A 16,246-nucleotide genomic window follows, 5' to 3' on the forward strand; every position below is an offset into this window, starting at 1 on the left:
GGCGACGATCTCGGATTGTGAGGCCGGCATGACTGCGCCAAAGAAGAAAGCCCAGATCTCGGTGTATCTCGATCCTGATGTCATGAAGACCCCGTCGGCTGATGCGGCTGGCCGGGAGCAATCGCTGTCGTTATTGCCGAAGCCGCGATCGCGTCCTTCCTGTCACCGGACGCCGACGAGCGGCGGGAGGCGGCTATTGCCAAGTGACTCGATCTGGTCGATCGCCGCATCTCGCGGCTCCAGCGCGACATCGGGATCTCGCTCGAGACCTTGGCGTTGTTCGTTCGCTTCTGGCTCAAAACGACACCACCGCTCCCCGAGCCGGCTGCAAAGGCGGCGAGGGCACAGGGTGGCGCGCGGTGGGATAATTTCGTCGCGGCGCTCGGGCGACGACTCAGTCAAGGGCCGAAGCTGGGGCAGGAGATCCCGGAGGATATTCAGGTGAGCGAGCCCACGTGAGGGGATCGGTCGTATTTCTCAGGGCATGTTAGATTTGGTTCGTTCGAATCATCGGGTATGGAAGGAAGTCATGTTTCTGCAGATTGGCGGCCGGTACTTCAACATAAATTCGATCAAGAGCATCCGGCCGTATTCAAAGCCTAACGATCCCGCGCACTGGGCGGAGATTGAGTTGATGGACGGTTCGAGATTCGACGATCTTGTCTTGCCCGATCAGCTCGACGCCTTTTCACGGAAGTATTTTCCAGCACCCCCCGGCTACGAGAGCCTAGGTGTTGAGGTGGACGGCGATGAAGTCAGGATTTGGAGCGAGACAGTTATCGCGTTCGCTTACGATGCCGGCGCCTCTGAGCTAGCGCCTATCACGCTCGAATCCGGCCTGCGGGAGTCCTTCGCGGTAAAGACGCCTCGAGGGACTGTTCATTGTCCTGGCATGACGTATCTGTCCCAGGATCGTTTCGTTACTAAAGAATTGGAAGCCCAAAAAGGGGGCTCGAAATAGCCCTCGACGCTCGGTCTTTTTCCCGCGAAGCATCCCACCTTGGCGGGTTCTGGATCGAATGCTGTTCCGATCGCTGGGCGCGGCCGTGCTATTCTAGTTGGCCCAGCGAATCGCTCAGGAGAGAACGGAATGTTCGAGGTTGGCCGCGATCACATCATCGTCGACAGCCCGGGCGGGCCAGCAGGTGTGTCGGAGCAAGTCTGGGAGGTCCAGGAGATGGAGGGCACCTTGCTCAAGCTCTGCAATCCGTTCGCCAAAGCTCCCGAAATCCTCAACATCGCATCGTCTCGGTTCGTCAAGGCCGTCCTATTGGACAAGCGGCAGGCCCGACCCGCTTAGAAACCCGCCCATGCGTTCTGGCGTCGGAGGGTCCTAACCACCCGCAATATATTCAAGCTTTTTAAGCCGTTTCCGTCCCGGCGCTGGTCCTTCCAACCCGGCCACTTCGACTGCCTCCCGTGCCCAGGGGCCGTCCGGCCGCTGTTTCACGGGGAATCGGGTGTTTCACGGCCCCAAGTCGGCCCGGCCAAGCCGGCCGCCGGCTCATCCGCACCATCGGCCGACCGACGGTTGGGGCGGGACGCCGCGCGCGCCGTCGAAGACCCGTCTTCACCGCGCTCACCGATATACGCTTCTACGGTCTCAATCACGGCATGCCTTCGACACAGCAAGTATTTTTTCTCTGATCTACGCCGGGTCCCTACGACGGCTGAATACTTGTTGAACTAACTCATTTCCTGCCTTCTCTACTCATCCCCGTCGCTGATCGCTTGCTGCGATTGGCGTTCGACGGGGGACGATCGTGGCGGGCACACCAATCCATTCGGAAGCGTTCTCGCGCGGCGCGCGCATGCTGCGTACCGCGCTCGGCCCGGCGATTGCGGCGTTTCTCGAGGATTCTTCGATCGTCGAGGTGATGCTCAACCCCGATGGCCGGCTCTGGATCGATCGGCTGTCAGGTGGCCTGGAAGATAGCGGACGCACGATGTCCGCCGCCGATGGCGAGCGGATCGTGCGCCTGGTCGCGCACCATGTCGGCGCTGAGGTGCATGCCGAGAGGCCGCGGGTCTCGGCCGAGCTTCCCGAGACGGGAGAGAGGTTCGAAGGACTTCTCCCACCGGTCGTCGCGGCGCCGGCCTTTGCGATCCGCAAGCCCGCGGTCGCGGTGTTCACGCTCGACGATTACGTCGCCGCCGGCACGATGACCGCCGGTCAAGCGACCGCGCTTCGAGCGGCCGTCGCGTCGCGCAAAAACATCCTAGTCGCCGGCGGCACCTCGACCGGTAAGACCACTCTCACCAACGCACTGCTCGCCGAAATCGCCGGCACCACCGATCGCGTGGTGCTGATCGAGGACACGCGCGAGCTGCAGTGCCGCGCCCCCAATCTGGTCGCGCTGCGCACTAAGGACGGCGTCGCGTCCCTGTCCGATCTGGTTCGGTCCTCGCTGCGTTTGCGCCCCGATCGCATTCCGGTCGGGGAGGTGCGGGGCAGCGAAGCCTTGGAACTCCTCAAAGCCTGGGGGACCGGCCACCCCGGTGGGATCGGAACGATTCACGCGGGCTCTGCGCTGGGCGCGCTCCGCCGCCTCGAACAGCTCATCCAGGAAGCCGTCCTCACCGTTCCCAAGGCGCTGATTGCCGAGACGATTGATGTCGTCGCGGTGCTGCGCGGCCGCGGCAGCGAACGCCGCCTCACCGAACTTGCTCTCGTCGCCGGCCTCGATCCCGCCACCGGCGATTACCGCGTCCAGTCCGCCGGGGCGGGCGGCCAATCCTCGCTTCCCAAGGACCCATCATGATCCAGTTCCCTCCCGCGATCCGTCACGTTCGCCGCCGCTTCACCGAACTCGCGGCAGTTGCTTTCCTCTCCATCGCTGTCGCGCCCGCAGCCTACGCCTCCGGCTCCTCGATGCCCTGGGAGACGCCGCTCAATCAGATCCTGGAATCGGTGCAAGGTCCGGTCGCAAAAATCATCTCGGTCATCATCATCACCGTAACCGGCCTGACGCTTGCGTTCGGCGATACGGCCGGCGGCTTCCGTCGATTGATCCAGATTGTCTTCGGTCTGTCGATCGCCTTCGCCGCCTCGAGCTTCTTCCTGACGTTCTTTAGCTTCTCGGGTGGGGCACTGGTCTGATGGCTGCGCTTGTCGGTCCAGAGGTGCCGGGCTTCTTCGCGCCGGTCCATCGCGCGCTCACCGAGCCCATCCTGATGGGCGGTGCGCCGCGCTCCGTCGCGATCGCGAACGGAACATTGGCGGCTGCCATCGCACTTGGACTGCGGCTCTGGATCCCCGGCGCACTGATTTGGGCTGTGGGCCACGCCGCGGCCGTCTGGGCGGCCAAGCGCGATCCGCAGTTCGTGGATGTCGTTCGACGTCACCTCCGCTATCCGCCTCACCTCGCAACATGAGGCTTCCATGCTGAACCTCACTGAGTATCGCAATCGCCCCGCCAGCCTTCCCGACTTCCTGCCCTGGGCCGCCTTGGTCGAACGCGGTGTGGTCCTCAACAAGGACGGATCATTCCAGCGGACGGCGCGCTTCCGTGGTCCGGATCTCGATAGCGCCACGCCTGCGGAACTGGTCGGTGTGACGGCCCGCCTCAACAACGCGCTCCGCCGTCTCGGCTCAGGCTGGGCAATCTTCGTCGAAGCCCAGCGCAGCGCGGCCCAGACCTATCCGTACAGCGCCTTTCCCGATCCCGCATCGGCGCTGGTCGATCTGGAGCGGCGGGACGCTTTCGAGGAGGCCGGCGCGCATTTCGAAAGCCGGTATTTCCTGACGTTCGTCTGGCTTCCGCCGGCCGAGGACGCCTCGCGGATCGAGGGCTGGCTCTATGAGGGCCGTGCGCAGAACGGCGTTGATCCCTACGAGCTGCTGCGGAGTTTTGTCGATCGGACCAGCCGTGTGCTGCAACTGGTTGAAGGGTTCATGCCCGAGGTGGCGTGGCTCGATGACGGCGACACCCTGACTTACCTGCACTCAACCATCTCGACCCGGCAGCAGCGCGTTCGTGTCCCGGAGACGCCGATGCATCTCGACGCGCTGCTCGCGGACGAGCCGGTCGCCGGCGGTCTCGAGCCGCGTCTCGGCAGCCACCACCTTCGCACGCTCACCGTCGTTGGTTTTCCGACCGCGACACATCCCGGAATCCTCGATGAGCTGAACCGGCTTGCCTTCCCCTACCGCTGGTCAACGCGGGCAATCCTGCTCGACAAGATCGAGGCCGTGAAGCTGTTGACCAGAATCCGCCGGCAGTGGTTCGCCAAACGAAAGTCGATCGCGGCCATCGTCAAGGAGGTGATGACAAACGAGGCCTCGACCCTGGTCGATAGCGACGCAGCCAACAAGGCCACTGACGCCGATCTCGCCTTGCAGGAGCTGGGCACCGATGATGTCGGCCAGGCCTACGTCACCGCGACCGTCACCGTCTGGGATGAGGACCCCGGCCGCGCCACCGAAAAGCTTCGCCTCGTCGAGAAGGTCATCCAGGGACGCGACTTCACCTGCATGCCGGAAGGGGTGAATGCGCTCGAAGCCTGGCTCGGCTCGCTGCCGGGACACGCCTACGCCAACGTTCGCCAGCCGCCGCTCTCCACATTGAACCTCGCCCACATGATTCCGCTGTCGGCGGTCTGGGCGGGACCGGCGCGCGACGCGCATTTCCGCAGCGCCCCGCTCTTTTTCGGCAAGACTGAAGGCTCGACGCCGTTCCGCTTCTCACTGCATGTCGGCGACGTCGGCCACACTTTGATCGTCGGCCCGACCGGCGCCGGCAAGTCCGTGCTGCTAGCGCTGATGGCCATTCAGTTCCGCCGCTACCGCAAAAGCCAGATCTTTGCCTTTGACTTCGGCGGCTCGATCCGCACGGCGGCCCTCGCCATGGGCGGCGACTGGCACGACCTCGGCGGCAGCCTGTCGAACAGCGCTGATGACTCCGTGTCGCTTCAACCGCTCGCACGCATCGGTGATACGGCAGAGCGCGCCTGGGCTGCCGAGTGGGTGACCGCGATACTCGCCAAGGAAGGCGTCACCATCGACCCGACCGCGAAGGAGCATGTCTGGTCGGCCTTGACCTCACTGGCATCCTCCCCCGTCGAGGAACGGACGATCACCGGACTGACCGTCCTCTTGCAATCGACCGCGCTCAAGCAGGCGCTGCAGCCGTATTGCGTCGGGGGTCCCTCCGGCCGGCTGCTCGATGCTGAGGCTGAGCACCTCGGCTTCACGTCCGTCCAGGCTTTCGAAACCGAGGGCCTGATCGGGGCCGGCGCGGCACCTGCCGTCCTGACCTACCTGTTTCATCGCATCGAGGGACGGCTCGACGGCCGGCCGACGCTCCTCATCATCGACGAGGGTTGGCTCGTCCTCGACGATCCCGCCTTCGCCCAGCAGCTTCGCGAATGGCTGAAGACGTTGAGGAAGAAAAATGCCTCCGTCGTTTTCGCCACGCAATCGCTCTCCGACATCGACGGCAGCAACATCGCACCCGCGATCGTCGAAAGCTGCCCGACGCGCATCTTCTTGCCGAATGAGCGCGCGATCGAGCCGCAACTCATGTCGATCTATCGGCGCTTTGGTCTCAATGATCGCCAGATCGAGATCATCGCGCGAGCGACGCCAAAGCGGGACTACTACTGCCAATCGCGACGCGGCAATCGGCTGTTCGAATTGGGTCTCGGGCCGATCGCGCTCGCCTTCTGCGCGGCCTCCTCAAAGGACGATCATGCCGCAATCGAACGGCTGCTCGCCGAGCACGGCCGCGAGGATTTTACGCCGGCCTGGCTCGCCGATCACGAACTGCTTTGGGCCGCCGATCTCATCCCGGATCTGACAAACTTGGAGGTGCAATCATGAGCGTTCGCAAGACGCGCAGTAGCCTAATGGTCGCGAGCGCCCTGTCGCTCACCCTTTCGTTTCAGCAGCCTTTGACGACACGGGCCTCTGCGCAGGTGATCGTCTACGACCCCAGCAATTTCAGCCAAACCGTGCTGACCGCGGCCCGCGAGCTGCAACAGATCAACAACCAGATCCAGATGCTGACCAACCAGGCCCAGAGCCTGGTGAACCAGGGAAAGAACCTCGCCAACCTGCCGTTGTCGACGCTGACCCAGCTTCAGTCACAGGTCGCACGGACTCAATCGTTGCTGAGCCAGGCCCAGAACATCGCGTTCAGCGTCGAGCGCATCCAGACGACGTATTCCAGCACATACGGCACGGCGGCGGCCACCGGCTCCACAGCGACAATGTTTGCCGCGGCTCAAAGTCGTTGGCAGAACTCAGTAGGCGCATTCGAAGACTCGCTTAAGGTGCAAGCCGGCGTCGTTGGCAATATCTCGACCAATTCCAGCGCAATGAGCTCGCTGGTTACCGCCAGCCAGTCCGCAAGTGGCGCGCTGCAGGCAGCTCAAGCCGGCAATCAGCTCCTGGCCCTGCATTCCCAGCAGCTATCCGACCTCGTCGCGGTGCTCGCCGCGAAGGGACGGGCGGATGCGTTGGAGCAGGCGCGCGTGACGGCGACCGAAGCGCAGGGCCAGCAGCAATACAAGATCTTCTCGACGCGCGGCGGCTATCAGCCGGGCAACGTCACCATGTTCAGCGGCAACTGAGGCGCGGATCATGGAGCGCTCGGATATCTTACGCGCCATCGCGATGGTCATTCTGATGGCCGTCTTTATCGCCACGCTGTCCTATATCCATCGGCAGCCGGCGCCGCGGACCATATCTGACGCTCCCGTCGTCTCCACATCAGATGATCTCTCGGCCGAGCTGCGCCGCTGCCGCGCGCTTGGGCCCCAGGATGCCGAAGATCCGCACTGCCAGGCGGTCTGGGAGGAGAACCGCGCGCGCTTCTTCGGCAGGCCGGCGCGGCCACTTCTGCCGCAGGCCGCGCCGGCCACGTCGTCGTCGACGATCAACGTGAAGTAAGGAGGCCAGCGATGAACAACGTCGGCGTCATCGACACCTTCCTCAATACCTACACCACCTATATCGATTCCGGATTCGGCCTGATCAAAGGCGAGGTCACCTATCTCGCCTCGACACTGATCGTCATCGACATCACCTTGGCCGGTGTGTTCTGGGCGTGGGGCGCAGACGAAGACATTCTCCAACGGCTGGTGAAGAAGACGCTCTATATCGGGTTCTTCGCCTTCATCATCACAAACTTCAACAATCTCTCCGGCGTCATCTTCAATAGCTTCGCCGGCCTCGGCCTGAAGGCCGGCGGCTCGTCGATCTCGACGGCGGACTTCCTGCGGCCCGGCCGGCTCGCACAGGTCGGCCTAGATGCCGGGCAGCCACTGCTCGACGCCGCAAGCCAGATGATGGGCTTCACCAGCTTCTTTGCGAACTTCGTCCAGATCGCGGTGCTGATGGTGTCCTGGTTGTTGGTGCTGATCGCCTTCTTCATTCTGGCGGTGCAGCTGTTCGTCACGCTGATCGAGTTCAAGCTGACGACGCTCGCCGGCTTCATCCTCATTCCATTCGCGCTATTCAACAAGACCGCCTTCCTTGCGGAGAAGGTGCTCGGCAATGTCGTCGCCTCCGGCGTGAAGGTGATGGTGCTCGCCCTCATCGTCGGCATCGGCACCGGGCTGTTCTCTCAGTTCACGTCAGCCTATGGCGGCGGCCAGCCGACGATCGAGCAGGCGCTCTCTGTCGTGCTCGCAGCACTTGCCATGCTCGGTCTCGGCATCTTCGGGCCCGGCATCGCAACCGGCCTGGTGTCAGGAGCACCGCAGCTTAGCGCGGGCGCTGCCGTCGGCACCGGCCTTGCCGTCGCCGGCACGGCGATGGCGGGAAGCGCCGCGCTTGGGCTCGCGGGGCGGGGAGCGATGGCCGCAGCCTCCGGCACCGCTGCGGCAGCACGTGGTGGTGCGGCGATGGCGGGCGGTATGTCCTCCGCCTACAGCCTCGCATCGGCCGGTCGGTCCGGCGCTAGCGGCGTCGCGTCTGGTCTCGGCGGCGCCGGCCGCGCGGCTGCCAGCGCAGCGGCTGCTCCCGCCAGACGCGCCGTTGCGCAAGCGGCCGGGTCGATGACGGAGAGCTTCGCATCAGGCGCTCGGTCCGGGGTCGCAAATACCGGTGGCTCCTCGACGATGGGGACCATTGGGAGCGGCGAGGCCGCTAACGATGGAGCCACATCTCAAGCGGCGAGCGAGGGCGGCCCGCCCGCCTGGGCCCAGCGCGTCAAGCGCAATCAGACGGTCATTCACGGCGCGCAGACAGCCGCGCAAGCCCTCAAATCCGGCGACAGCCATGGCGGCGGACACTCCGTCGACCTCAAGGGAGGAGAATAGCGAATGTCAGTCTTTCGGCGATCGTCGGTCCGCTACGGCCGCACGCCCGAACCCGAAACCCCCTACCAGCGCGCGGCCCAAGTTTGGGACGATCGCATTGGCTCGGCGCGCGTGCAGGCGAAGAACTGGCGGCTGATGGCCTTCGGTTCGTTGTTCCTGGCTTGCGGCCTCGCCGGCGGACTCGTCTGGCAATCCGCACACGGCACCGTCGTTCCCTGGGTGGTGCAGGTCGACAAGCTCGGCGAGGCACAAGCCGTGGCGCCGGCTGTGGCCGACTTTAGGCCAAGCGATCCGCAGATTGCCTGGTATCTCGCCCACTTCGTCGCGATGGTGCGCTCGCTTCCGGCCGACCCGATCATCGTGCGGGAGAATTGGCTGAAGGCCTACGACTTCACGACCAGGGCGGGGGCGATGGCGCTGAACGACTACGCCCGCGCCAATGACCCCTTCGCCAGTCTCGGCAAGCAGCAGGTCGCGATCGATGTCTCCAGCGTCATCCGCGCTTCGCCCGACAGTTTTCGCGTGGCCTGGGTCGAGCACCGCTATCAGGACGGGGCGCTCGCCGGCACCTCACGTTGGACCGCCATCCTCACCATCACAATTCAGCCGCCCACCGATGCCGATCGGCTGCGCAAGAATCCGCTCGGCATCTACGTCAACGCCATCAACTGGTCGAAGGAGCTGGGACAATGACCCCGCCGTTTTCCTCAAATGCCGGCGGTCCGGCTTCGCGTCTCGCCGTCGTTCGGCAAAGCCGGAAAGACAGCGATACGTACTTCCGTAAATCCGCCCTTGCAGCTTTGCTGATGTCCGTCGCGACGCTCGGCGGCTGTGCACATAATTTCATCCCGCCCGACATCAACTACGACGCCGCAGAGCCGGCAACGCTCACCGCCAATCCGCCGGCGCCCGTCAAGATCGTGGAATTGCCAAAACCCCTGCCGCTGCCCGGGCAGTTGAAACCGCTCACTGCGGCCAAACGCGTCCCGGAGGCTGCTGATCCCAGGGTTCGCGTCAAACAGGCCAACGCTGCGGCACGGGTACAGCCAATGCGCACTGGTTTCATCAATGCGGTCCAAGTCTATCCTTTCTCCGGCGGAGCTCTCTATCAGGTCTATACGGCGCCCGGCCAGATCACCGATGTCGCCCTGCAGGAGGGCGAGCAGCTCGTCGGCTCCGGACCGGTTGCCGCCGGCGACACCGTGCGCTGGATCATCGGCGATACCGAGAGCGGGGCGGGCGCGACCAGGAAGATCCACATCCTGGTCAAGCCGACGCGACCGGAGTTGGTCACCAATCTCGTCATCAACACCGATCGGCGGACCTATCTGCTCGAGCTGCGCTCGACAGAGAAGACCTATATGGCTTCGGTCTCCTGGCAGTATCCCGAGGACCAACTCATCGCGCTTCGGCAGCAGAACGCAACAGCTGAGGCCGCAGCTCCGATCGCGGCCGGCGTCGATCTCGCCTCGATCAACTTCCGCTACGCGATCGAGGGCGATGATCCGGCCTGGCGACCGCTGCGCGCCTTCGACGACGGGAACAAGGTCTACATCGAATTCCCCAGCGGGATCGTCCAGGGCGAAATGCCGCCGCTGTTCGTGATCGGGCCGGCAGGCGGCTCCGAACTGGTGAACTACCGAGCGAACCGCAACTACTACATCGTCGACCGTCTGTTCGCCGCGGCCGAATTGCGTCTTGGCGACAAGGATAGCGAGCGGCGCGTGCGCATTGTCCGCACTGATGGAAGGCCACGCGCATGGCGATAGGTGGCGAAGACGAACGTGAAAGCGACATCCCACCCGTCGCGCCGCCGGATCTTCGGCTCCGCGGCGAGCGGCCGCCTGTCACACGCCTCTCGCGCAAGATCCTGATCGGCCTCGGCGCAGTGTCTGCCCTCGCTGTTGCGGGAGCGCTCGGTTACGCCCTCCAGACTCGCAACAAGGCGCAGTCCGGTCAGGAGTTGCTCAGCACCCAGAATAGCCCTTCGGCCGAGGGCCTCGCCGCCTTGCCGAAGGATTACACCGGCCTGCCGCGTCAGGCACCGCCGCTCGGGCCGCCGCTGCCAGGCGACCTCGGCAAGCCGATCCTAAACGCGGGCGCTGCACCGAACACCGTCGTCTCCGCGACGACGCCTGATCCGCAGACCCAGCACAGAGCGCAGGAGATCGAAGCGGCGCGCGTCAGCCGGCTGTTCGCCCAGACCGTTCAGCAACCGCAGAGCGTCGGCCAAATCGTTCCGAATAGCTCGACCGCAACCGCGACGACCCCGGCCGCGACACCTCCCGTGGATGCCGGATCCGCTCAGAACATGCAGGACCGCAAGACGGCCTTCCTCAATGCTTCGACGGATAAGCGCACGGTCAGTCCGGATCGGCTCGAGGCCAAAGTCTCTCCTTACGTGGTGCAAGCTGGCACCGTGATCCCGGCCGCGCTGATCACGGGCATTCGGTCCGATCTGCCCGGCCAAGTCACCGCTCAGATCACCGAGGCGGTCTGGGATAGCCCGTCCGGCAAATATCTTCTGGTGCCGCAGGGTGCGAAGCTGATCGGCCAATACGACAGCTCCGTGGCGTTCGGCCAGAGCCGCATTCTCTTGGTCTGGACTCGCATCATCATGCCGGACGGCAGCTCGATCGTGCTCGAGCGGCAACCCGGCGCCGACACCGGTGGTTATGCCGGACTCGAGGACGAGGTCGACAACCATTGGGGCATGCTGTTCAAGGCCGCCGTCCTCTCGACGATGCTCAGCGTCGGAGCCGAAGCGGGCACGAGTCAGAACGAGAACAATCTCGTTCAAGCAATCCGCAGCGGCGCGTCCAACAGCATCAGCCAGACCGGACAACAGATCGTGCAGCGCCAACTCAATATCCAGCCGACGCTGACTATCCGGCCAGGTTTCCCGGTCCGCGTCATCGTGACACGCGACCTGGTGCTGGCCCCCTACGCGAAGGGAGGAAGACAGTGACGAAGCTCAAGCTTGGACTTCCCGAAGACGACAAACCAGTCAAGCTCACGATCGAGCTGCCGGCGGCAGTCTTCAGGGATCTAAAGAGCTACGCCGAGATTTTGACGCGTAGCGGAGGTGCGACGACTCCGACGGAGCCTGCCAAGTTGATCGCGCCGATGATTGAGCGTTTCATGGCGACCGACCGCGCCTTTGCGAAGGCCCGGCGGAGTGCTGCTCAACTCTCGCCCGGATCGGCGGAAAGGTCTGGATAGCGTTCACGAATCAAGTCGAGAAACGGACGTACTAATGGATTGCCGTTGGACTGCCGCCAATAGACGCGGAAGCTCAGTCGCGTCGGCCCCTCGGCATCATGCACCTCGCGGAAGGTGACTCCCTGATAGGCAGCGCCGGCCGCGCCTTCCAAGGCCAGCAGGACGCCCCAATCCGCGCCGACCAAGGTGAGAAGCCGGTCGAGCGCCACATCATGGTGAAGCAACCAACACGGATCGGAACCCCCAATTTGCTGACGAGGAGCTTGACGAGTTCCGGTCCCGGACGCGCTGTGTTAGTAAGAGCGCTTCGTGCCTCAGTTCGCCCCAGTGAACCACATCACGCCCTGTCAGCGGATGGTTCTTGGGGAGAGCGACGACGACACGCTCGCTCCAGAGCAACAAGCACCTGTCGCTCCAGCTTGGAGTGGGTTCGGCCACGAAGGCGACGTCAACCGCGGAGCTGGCGAGGTCGGAGATCAGATGGTCACACGATCCGTCGACCATACGTCGATCGAGATCAGGGAAGCGGTGCCGGTGGTCGAGGAGGGTGACCCGAAAATTGCCGGGTGAAATGAGGCGTGGCGCCGATGGTCAATCGGCCGCTCTCGCCGCGCGAGTGGGTTTTGAGGCGAGCGGCGATCGCTTCCGTTTCATCAACGATGCGCCGGGCGGCATCGAGGAATTCCTGACCCTCAATGGTCGGTCGCGTGCCGCCGTTTGTGCGCTCGAAAAGAGTGACGCTCAATTTGTGTTCGAGATCCCGCAGCCGGCGACTAAGAGTCGGCTGCTTGATTCTGAGGGTCCCTGCCCCTTGGCGTATGCTTCGGTGCTGGGACGCGGCGATCGCCAAGCGCAGCTCTCGAGATTCCACAAGCGCAGTCGATGCCCTATGACGAGGTGCCGGTGACGAGATTTTTTCTTGAATGGGTCACTCCATTTGCTTGCGTTGCTCCAGAATGTTCTTCAATTCAGCCCCGAGGCGGTGATTGAATGCCGAGAACGGCGCTGTCGGTCGAATGCGTGCCTTCATTGGTGCCCAAGAACACCTCCGTGGGATGCGGCGCCCTGTAAGGCGGGGCCAGCAACAAGCCGCTTCATAAAGCCGGTAGACGTGCTTTGGCGTTGACTGGACCGTGGCCGGGGAGACCGCCGCTCGCGCACGAGGAGCGGGGCGATCCGCCGGTATCCATAGCTCGGGCTGCTATCCAAGAGGCACCGGATATCGGAAGTGAGCTCCGCATCCTCCGGCGCGGGGGTCTGGGGACCGCGTTTTGGACGCTTGCCGCCCGCTCGCTCAACCAAGTCGGAACGGGCACCCCCGAGGGGCTCTGCGATCCGTTTCACGGGGTACATACCACATGGCCGTCGGAAGCGAGGTGCACGGCTGTCTCGACAGTGTCGCTTCCCACCTGAATGGCTAACTCAAACGAGCACCTAGTGTTCTCGAGCGCAACCTCAGGCAGGCCACGATGACCGATCACCAAGGGGCGCTTTACGTCGAATTGGCAAGGGGGACCAAACGGACAATATCCTACTCGTTTCGTGGATCGTGACGGCATTTCAGGGAGTGAGTGGGGTTGCGCGTGTGTGACGAGCCTTCCATGCAGGTCGTCGAAGCAGGAAGAACAGATGAGGTCCGAGAGACGTCAAAATTCGGCGCCTGGCACTCCGCCAAACAGAGCGGTCCTTGTCAGGAGACGGATGGAAGGCGGCCGCCTGATGCCGGACCAGTCCCACTATGTGATCTACTTGAGCGCGCGGCGCGCAGTGGGCCATGGTGGCAGATCAGATGCATCGAAGCGTCGTTTCCGGCGCGGGCCGCAGTGAGGGAATGCTCGGTGGATGTGATGCTTCGAGACTAGGGCGATCGTATCACAGCCGCGCAGCTCGCGGCAGGCGGCGCGAGTCCCCAAGGTTCGCTAAGCCGGTCTCTCATATTCGTCGCCTGCCCGTTTATGTCAGGCGTGTGCTGACCATCGCATTTGCAATATGATTTGCCCCGCGACGCGCCGGTAGGGGCTGAGCGCTGTTTGCTACCTTCAGTCAGAGTACCAAGTTCGGGGAACCGCGTACTTGTCAATGCCTCCTGGAGCAACGTCGCGCTCAAGAGCTTGGCCGTTTCTGGACATGATATGTGCGATTTCGCACTAGAGCAAAGCTCGGCACTTTAAGCTGATATTGGAGTTCTCTGCAATCCGCTTGGCGCACACGGCCTTACGCATTTGGCCTGGCTCTTGCTTCATGCCGTACGCAACGATGCTTCCGGCTAGGAGGATTAATGCGATTGCTTTTACTCACAAACCGTCTCGATTGTTTAGGTGAAAATGATGCACCGATCGGCAACGCCTTCCGTCGTCTCGGCTGCGAAGTAATCTTCGGCGAGATCAACGCTATTGCGGGAGACGACTATCGCTATTTCACACGAGGAGTGCTGCTGCCCCGAAGCGGCCAACCGTGTCATTCGGGTTCTGCGGCAATTGGGGACCGAGGAACATATTTTCTTGACGAATGCCAGCTGGTTTGGGTCATGAGTTGGCCGCAAGATTGCGTGGTCCGCGACGTCTGGCAAATGCTGTGGCTGGCTTCCCATCGTACTGCCTTTGTTAACAGCATTGAAGGCATGATGTTTCTAAATACGAAACACGCATTGGGTTATGTCCTGTCGAAAGAGAATAGGGCTTATTCATATTCATCGAACGATTTCTCTTTCCTCTGGGAACGCTATAGGCAGGCCCCAGATCAGTGGTGGGTAGCCAAGCCGCCAAATGCCGCCTGCGGGCAAGACGTCTTCTTATTTCCTCCAAACGGGCCAAACGTACGAACGATCCTTCAATCCCTCACCGGAAACACGGTCACGCAAAGCGCGATCCACCATGGCGGAGTAGGTGGGTTCAAAGCTGAGTACGCTATTCTTCAGAAGTTTATCCCGGAAGTCGCCAAAGGTGAAAAGCGAGTCATGGTTAGTTGCGGGAAGGCGGTTGCATGGTATGGCCGGCAGGGGAACCCAGACGATCACAGGACGAATATAGCGCAAGGAGGAATGCCGACTTCCGTCGACTTGCATTTGGGTGAAGTTCAGCTTGCCGAGTCGATCGGTCAAAAGCTGATGGCACATGGGGTCAATTACGTCGGGATCGATATGGCTTACCCCTATATACTTGAACTTAATATTGGCGCCCCGGGCGGGGTATGCGATGTAATGGTTGTTTCTGGGGCAGATCCTTCGGATCAGATTGCTGAGCCACTTGTTGCTCACTTCAAGAAACATTGTTCTTCATGAGATGGGTGATTCATCCACCTTTTCCATCCTTTGGCTTGCTTTCCCTTAGCGCGAACTAGAAACAGGGACAATGTCGCCGGAGGAAGCAGATCAAATCGTTCGTCCGCTTCGGACGAAAGTGAAGCGTTACGATTACAGCGACGAGATTAGAGACGCATTTTGCACGTTAGGTACGGACTATTCCTTCTTCAGGCTGGAATTCGGTGAGTTCTAGAACCCGTCAATGATGCTCGCTAACTGCGAGCAGTCGGTGCAATGATCCGCTCTGAGGAGAGGGAGACTCACACGCGTTTGTCGCGCGAATGGTCAACACCTGATGGTCGACTTCCGCTGTACGGTTCATTTCTCTGCTGATTTGCCCGTGGTCGACGATGCGGTCGACCAGGAAAATGGGATGTCCTGTAGGACGAGTAGGGGTGCGCCGCGCCGATATCTCCGCGATGCCCACGCGAACTCGTCCTTTAGCTTGGGCGCCAGCCCAGAGCGTCGGTCATCGAGTAGCAACATGCTGGCGCGCACACGGGGGCCTACATCAATAGCTCGCCTATGGCGACGATTGAGCTCCGCCAATCTCGTCGATTAGCGCGTCTGTGTGGACTTGACGGCACAACGTCTTGATCGCTCGCAGGCTGTTGTCGTGGCGCTCCTGGGTATAAGTGACACAGGCATCTGTGACAAGTGTCACGAGGTAGCCGAGGTCGCATGCATCGCGCACCGCAGATTCCACGCACCGGTCGGTAAGGAGTCCGCACAGCGCCAGCTGCGTAATCCTCAGATTGCGTAGCAGGTAATCGATGTGGCTCGACACAAAGACGCTCGTAGACGATTTTGGCAGCACGATTTCGTCGTCAACAGGCGCGATTTCGTCGATCACCCTTCCGTCCCACGAACCCTTCGGCACGTTGAGGCCTGCAATCTTGTAATTGAGGCCACGATCACGACCGTCCTTGGTGAGGCTTTCGATGGTAGTGTAGAGCACCTCAATGCCTGCCGTCCGAAACGCCGCCTGCAGCCGTTGCATGTTGGGGATCGCGACCGATTTCAAACGATCGAAATAGTAGCCGTACGTCCCGATAATGTCGGCTTCAGACAGGGCCCTGAACTCGCCGCCATCGCGCCGAACACAAAAGTTCTGCACATCGATGAACAGCAACGCTGTCTCTTTTGGGTTGAGCGGTATATCGCGCGTCGTCGGTAAGTCAGCCATTGAGTTGGTTCTTTCGCCAGGATGTTGATCAACGTCTCGGCGATCAACGCGTGCGCTGCCCCCCTGCATTGTCGATCAAATCATTGCAGTTCGAGCAGCAGGTGTGGCAGGCTCCGGCGCTCGTTGTGCACAGGTTTGGTGTGGTCTCCCTTGTCGTCAACTGAGCACGGTTCGTGGTGCGGCGACATTGACTGCCTCGATCGCGTCCGGGTCGAACGGCGAACAGCACACTCGCGAACGTTCTGGTGCAGCATATCCCCTAGTACTGACGG

Annotated in this window: 18 protein-coding genes and 2 pseudogenes; 15 read left to right on the plus strand and 5 right to left on the minus strand. The window is 62.3% G+C overall.

The window, feature by feature from the left end; all coding sequences use genetic code 11:
* Positions 1 to 28: 28 nt before the first annotated feature.
* From GGD66_RS41735 to GGD66_RS33220, 14 genes and pseudogenes are all read left to right on the plus strand, one after another.
* A pseudogene (locus GGD66_RS41735) lies at positions 29 to 459 on the plus strand (CopG family transcriptional regulator).
* A 70-nt stretch (positions 460 to 529) separates the two neighbouring features.
* Entirely contained in the window at positions 530 to 961 is a 432-nt protein-coding gene (locus GGD66_RS33160) for a hypothetical protein (RefSeq protein WP_183260749.1), read from the plus strand.
* A 129-nt stretch (positions 962 to 1,090) separates the two neighbouring features.
* Positions 1,091 to 1,300: a hypothetical protein gene (locus GGD66_RS33165; protein WP_183260751.1), complete on the plus strand. Its 210-nt coding sequence runs from the start codon at positions 1,091 to 1,093 to the stop codon at positions 1,298 to 1,300.
* A gap of 463 nt (positions 1,301 to 1,763) precedes the next feature.
* The gene (gene trbB / locus GGD66_RS33170) at positions 1,764 to 2,762 is read left to right on the plus strand and encodes a P-type conjugative transfer ATPase TrbB (RefSeq protein ID WP_183260753.1); all 999 of its coding nucleotides are present in this window, start codon (positions 1,764 to 1,766) and stop codon (positions 2,760 to 2,762) included.
* The gene (locus tag GGD66_RS33175; protein ID WP_183260755.1) at positions 2,759 to 3,100 is read left to right on the plus strand and encodes a TrbC/VirB2 family protein; all 342 of its coding nucleotides are present in this window, start codon (positions 2,759 to 2,761) and stop codon (positions 3,098 to 3,100) included. The genes trbB and GGD66_RS33175 overlap by 4 nt, the downstream gene beginning before the upstream one ends.
* Positions 3,100 to 3,375, plus strand: a complete 276-nt coding sequence (locus tag GGD66_RS33180) for a VirB3 family type IV secretion system protein (protein ID WP_183260757.1) — start codon at positions 3,100 to 3,102, stop codon at positions 3,373 to 3,375. The genes GGD66_RS33175 and GGD66_RS33180 overlap by 1 nt, the downstream gene beginning before the upstream one ends.
* A gap of 7 nt (positions 3,376 to 3,382) precedes the next feature.
* A complete protein-coding gene (trbE, locus tag GGD66_RS33185; protein WP_183260759.1) occupies positions 3,383 to 5,821 on the plus strand; it encodes a conjugal transfer protein TrbE in 2,439 nt (812 codons plus the stop codon).
* Complete coding sequence (gene trbJ / locus GGD66_RS33190) at positions 5,818 to 6,573, plus strand: P-type conjugative transfer protein TrbJ (RefSeq protein ID WP_183260761.1); 756 nt, start codon at positions 5,818 to 5,820, stop codon at positions 6,571 to 6,573. The genes trbE and trbJ overlap by 4 nt, the downstream gene beginning before the upstream one ends.
* Positions 6,574 to 6,583: 10 nt before the next feature.
* Positions 6,584 to 6,892, plus strand: a complete 309-nt coding sequence (trbK-alt, locus tag GGD66_RS33195; RefSeq protein ID WP_183260762.1) for a putative entry exclusion protein TrbK-alt — start codon at positions 6,584 to 6,586, stop codon at positions 6,890 to 6,892.
* Between the two features lie 11 nt (positions 6,893 to 6,903).
* The gene (gene trbL / locus GGD66_RS33200) at positions 6,904 to 8,265 is read left to right on the plus strand and encodes a P-type conjugative transfer protein TrbL (protein ID WP_183260764.1); all 1,362 of its coding nucleotides are present in this window, start codon (positions 6,904 to 6,906) and stop codon (positions 8,263 to 8,265) included.
* Between the two features lie 3 nt (positions 8,266 to 8,268).
* The gene (gene trbF / locus GGD66_RS33205; RefSeq protein ID WP_183260766.1) at positions 8,269 to 8,958 is read left to right on the plus strand and encodes a conjugal transfer protein TrbF; all 690 of its coding nucleotides are present in this window, start codon (positions 8,269 to 8,271) and stop codon (positions 8,956 to 8,958) included.
* Positions 8,955 to 10,034 (plus strand): P-type conjugative transfer protein TrbG, encoded by a 1,080-nt coding sequence (trbG, locus tag GGD66_RS33210; protein WP_183260768.1) that lies wholly within the window; start codon positions 8,955 to 8,957, stop codon positions 10,032 to 10,034. The genes trbF and trbG overlap by 4 nt, the downstream gene beginning before the upstream one ends.
* The gene (locus tag GGD66_RS33215) at positions 10,025 to 11,233 is read left to right on the plus strand and encodes a TrbI/VirB10 family protein (protein WP_183260770.1); all 1,209 of its coding nucleotides are present in this window, start codon (positions 10,025 to 10,027) and stop codon (positions 11,231 to 11,233) included. The genes trbG and GGD66_RS33215 overlap by 10 nt, the downstream gene beginning before the upstream one ends.
* Complete coding sequence (locus tag GGD66_RS33220; RefSeq protein ID WP_183260773.1) at positions 11,230 to 11,487, plus strand: DUF2274 domain-containing protein; 258 nt, start codon at positions 11,230 to 11,232, stop codon at positions 11,485 to 11,487. Before GGD66_RS33215 ends, GGD66_RS33220 begins: the two co-directional genes overlap by 4 nt.
* Here the strand turns inward: GGD66_RS33220 and GGD66_RS41740 are convergent.
* From GGD66_RS41740 to GGD66_RS42480, 4 genes and pseudogenes are all read right to left on the minus strand, one after another.
* On the minus strand, positions 11,451 to 11,696 hold the full coding sequence (locus tag GGD66_RS41740) for a hypothetical protein (RefSeq protein ID WP_246789106.1): 246 nt from the start codon (positions 11,694 to 11,696) through the stop codon (positions 11,451 to 11,453). The genes GGD66_RS33220 and GGD66_RS41740 overlap by 37 nt on opposite strands.
* A gap of 1 nt (position 11,697) precedes the next feature.
* On the minus strand, positions 11,698 to 11,991 hold the full coding sequence (locus GGD66_RS41745; RefSeq protein WP_246789107.1) for a LysR family transcriptional regulator substrate-binding protein: 294 nt from the start codon (positions 11,989 to 11,991) through the stop codon (positions 11,698 to 11,700).
* A 241-nt stretch (positions 11,992 to 12,232) separates the two neighbouring features.
* Positions 12,233 to 12,358: pseudogene (locus tag GGD66_RS41750) on the minus strand (LysR family transcriptional regulator); the annotation flags it as partial.
* Between the two features lie 469 nt (positions 12,359 to 12,827).
* Positions 12,828 to 13,046 carry a glycerophosphodiester phosphodiesterase gene (locus GGD66_RS42480; RefSeq protein ID WP_409362393.1) on the minus strand — a complete coding sequence of 73 codons (219 nt, stop codon included), beginning with the start codon at positions 13,044 to 13,046 and terminating at the stop codon, positions 12,828 to 12,830.
* A 719-nt stretch (positions 13,047 to 13,765) separates the two neighbouring features.
* Here GGD66_RS42480 and GGD66_RS33235 point away from each other — a divergent pair.
* Positions 13,766 to 14,767 (plus strand): RimK family alpha-L-glutamate ligase, encoded by a 1,002-nt coding sequence (locus tag GGD66_RS33235; protein WP_183260776.1) that lies wholly within the window; start codon positions 13,766 to 13,768, stop codon positions 14,765 to 14,767.
* Positions 14,768 to 15,311: 544 nt separating this feature from the next.
* Here the strand turns inward: GGD66_RS33235 and GGD66_RS33240 are convergent.
* Complete coding sequence (locus tag GGD66_RS33240) at positions 15,312 to 15,974, minus strand: isochorismatase family cysteine hydrolase (RefSeq protein ID WP_183260778.1); 663 nt, start codon at positions 15,972 to 15,974, stop codon at positions 15,312 to 15,314.
* Positions 15,975 to 16,246 lie beyond the last annotated feature (272 nt).

Origin of the sequence: Bradyrhizobium sp. CIR48 (assembly GCF_014198315.1) — a bacterium.
Taxonomy (GTDB): Bacteria; Pseudomonadota; Alphaproteobacteria; order Rhizobiales; family Xanthobacteraceae; genus Bradyrhizobium.

What these genes read in the sequence shown, in the direction of transcription:
- trbL (WP_183260764.1), top strand. Translation starts at nt 6,904, where the DNA reads ATGAACAACGTCGGCGTCATCGACACCTTCCTCAATACCTACACCACC.
- GGD66_RS33215 (WP_183260770.1), top strand. Translation starts at nt 10,025, where the DNA reads ATGGCGATAGGTGGCGAAGACGAACGTGAAAGCGACATCCCACCCGTC.
- trbJ (WP_183260761.1), top strand. Translation starts at nt 5,818, where the DNA reads ATGAGCGTTCGCAAGACGCGCAGTAGCCTAATGGTCGCGAGCGCCCTG.
- GGD66_RS33235 (WP_183260776.1), top strand. Translation starts at nt 13,766, where the DNA reads ATGCGATTGCTTTTACTCACAAACCGTCTCGATTGTTTAGGTGAAAAT.
- GGD66_RS41745 (WP_246789107.1), bottom strand. Translation starts at nt 11,991, where the DNA reads ATGGTCGACGGATCGTGTGACCATCTGATCTCCGACCTCGCCAGCTCC.
- trbE (WP_183260759.1), top strand. Translation starts at nt 3,383, where the DNA reads ATGCTGAACCTCACTGAGTATCGCAATCGCCCCGCCAGCCTTCCCGAC.
- GGD66_RS42480 (WP_409362393.1), bottom strand. Translation starts at nt 13,046, where the DNA reads ATGCCGTCACGATCCACGAAACGAGTAGGATATTGTCCGTTTGGTCCC.
- GGD66_RS33240 (WP_183260778.1), bottom strand. Translation starts at nt 15,974, where the DNA reads ATGGCTGACTTACCGACGACGCGCGATATACCGCTCAACCCAAAAGAG.
- GGD66_RS33160 (WP_183260749.1), top strand. Translation starts at nt 530, where the DNA reads ATGTTTCTGCAGATTGGCGGCCGGTACTTCAACATAAATTCGATCAAG.
- GGD66_RS33175 (WP_183260755.1), top strand. Translation starts at nt 2,759, where the DNA reads ATGATCCAGTTCCCTCCCGCGATCCGTCACGTTCGCCGCCGCTTCACC.
- GGD66_RS33165 (WP_183260751.1), top strand. Translation starts at nt 1,091, where the DNA reads ATGTTCGAGGTTGGCCGCGATCACATCATCGTCGACAGCCCGGGCGGG.
- trbK-alt (WP_183260762.1), top strand. Translation starts at nt 6,584, where the DNA reads ATGGAGCGCTCGGATATCTTACGCGCCATCGCGATGGTCATTCTGATG.
- GGD66_RS33180 (WP_183260757.1), top strand. Translation starts at nt 3,100, where the DNA reads ATGGCTGCGCTTGTCGGTCCAGAGGTGCCGGGCTTCTTCGCGCCGGTC.
- trbG (WP_183260768.1), top strand. Translation starts at nt 8,955, where the DNA reads ATGACCCCGCCGTTTTCCTCAAATGCCGGCGGTCCGGCTTCGCGTCTC.
- trbF (WP_183260766.1), top strand. Translation starts at nt 8,269, where the DNA reads ATGTCAGTCTTTCGGCGATCGTCGGTCCGCTACGGCCGCACGCCCGAA.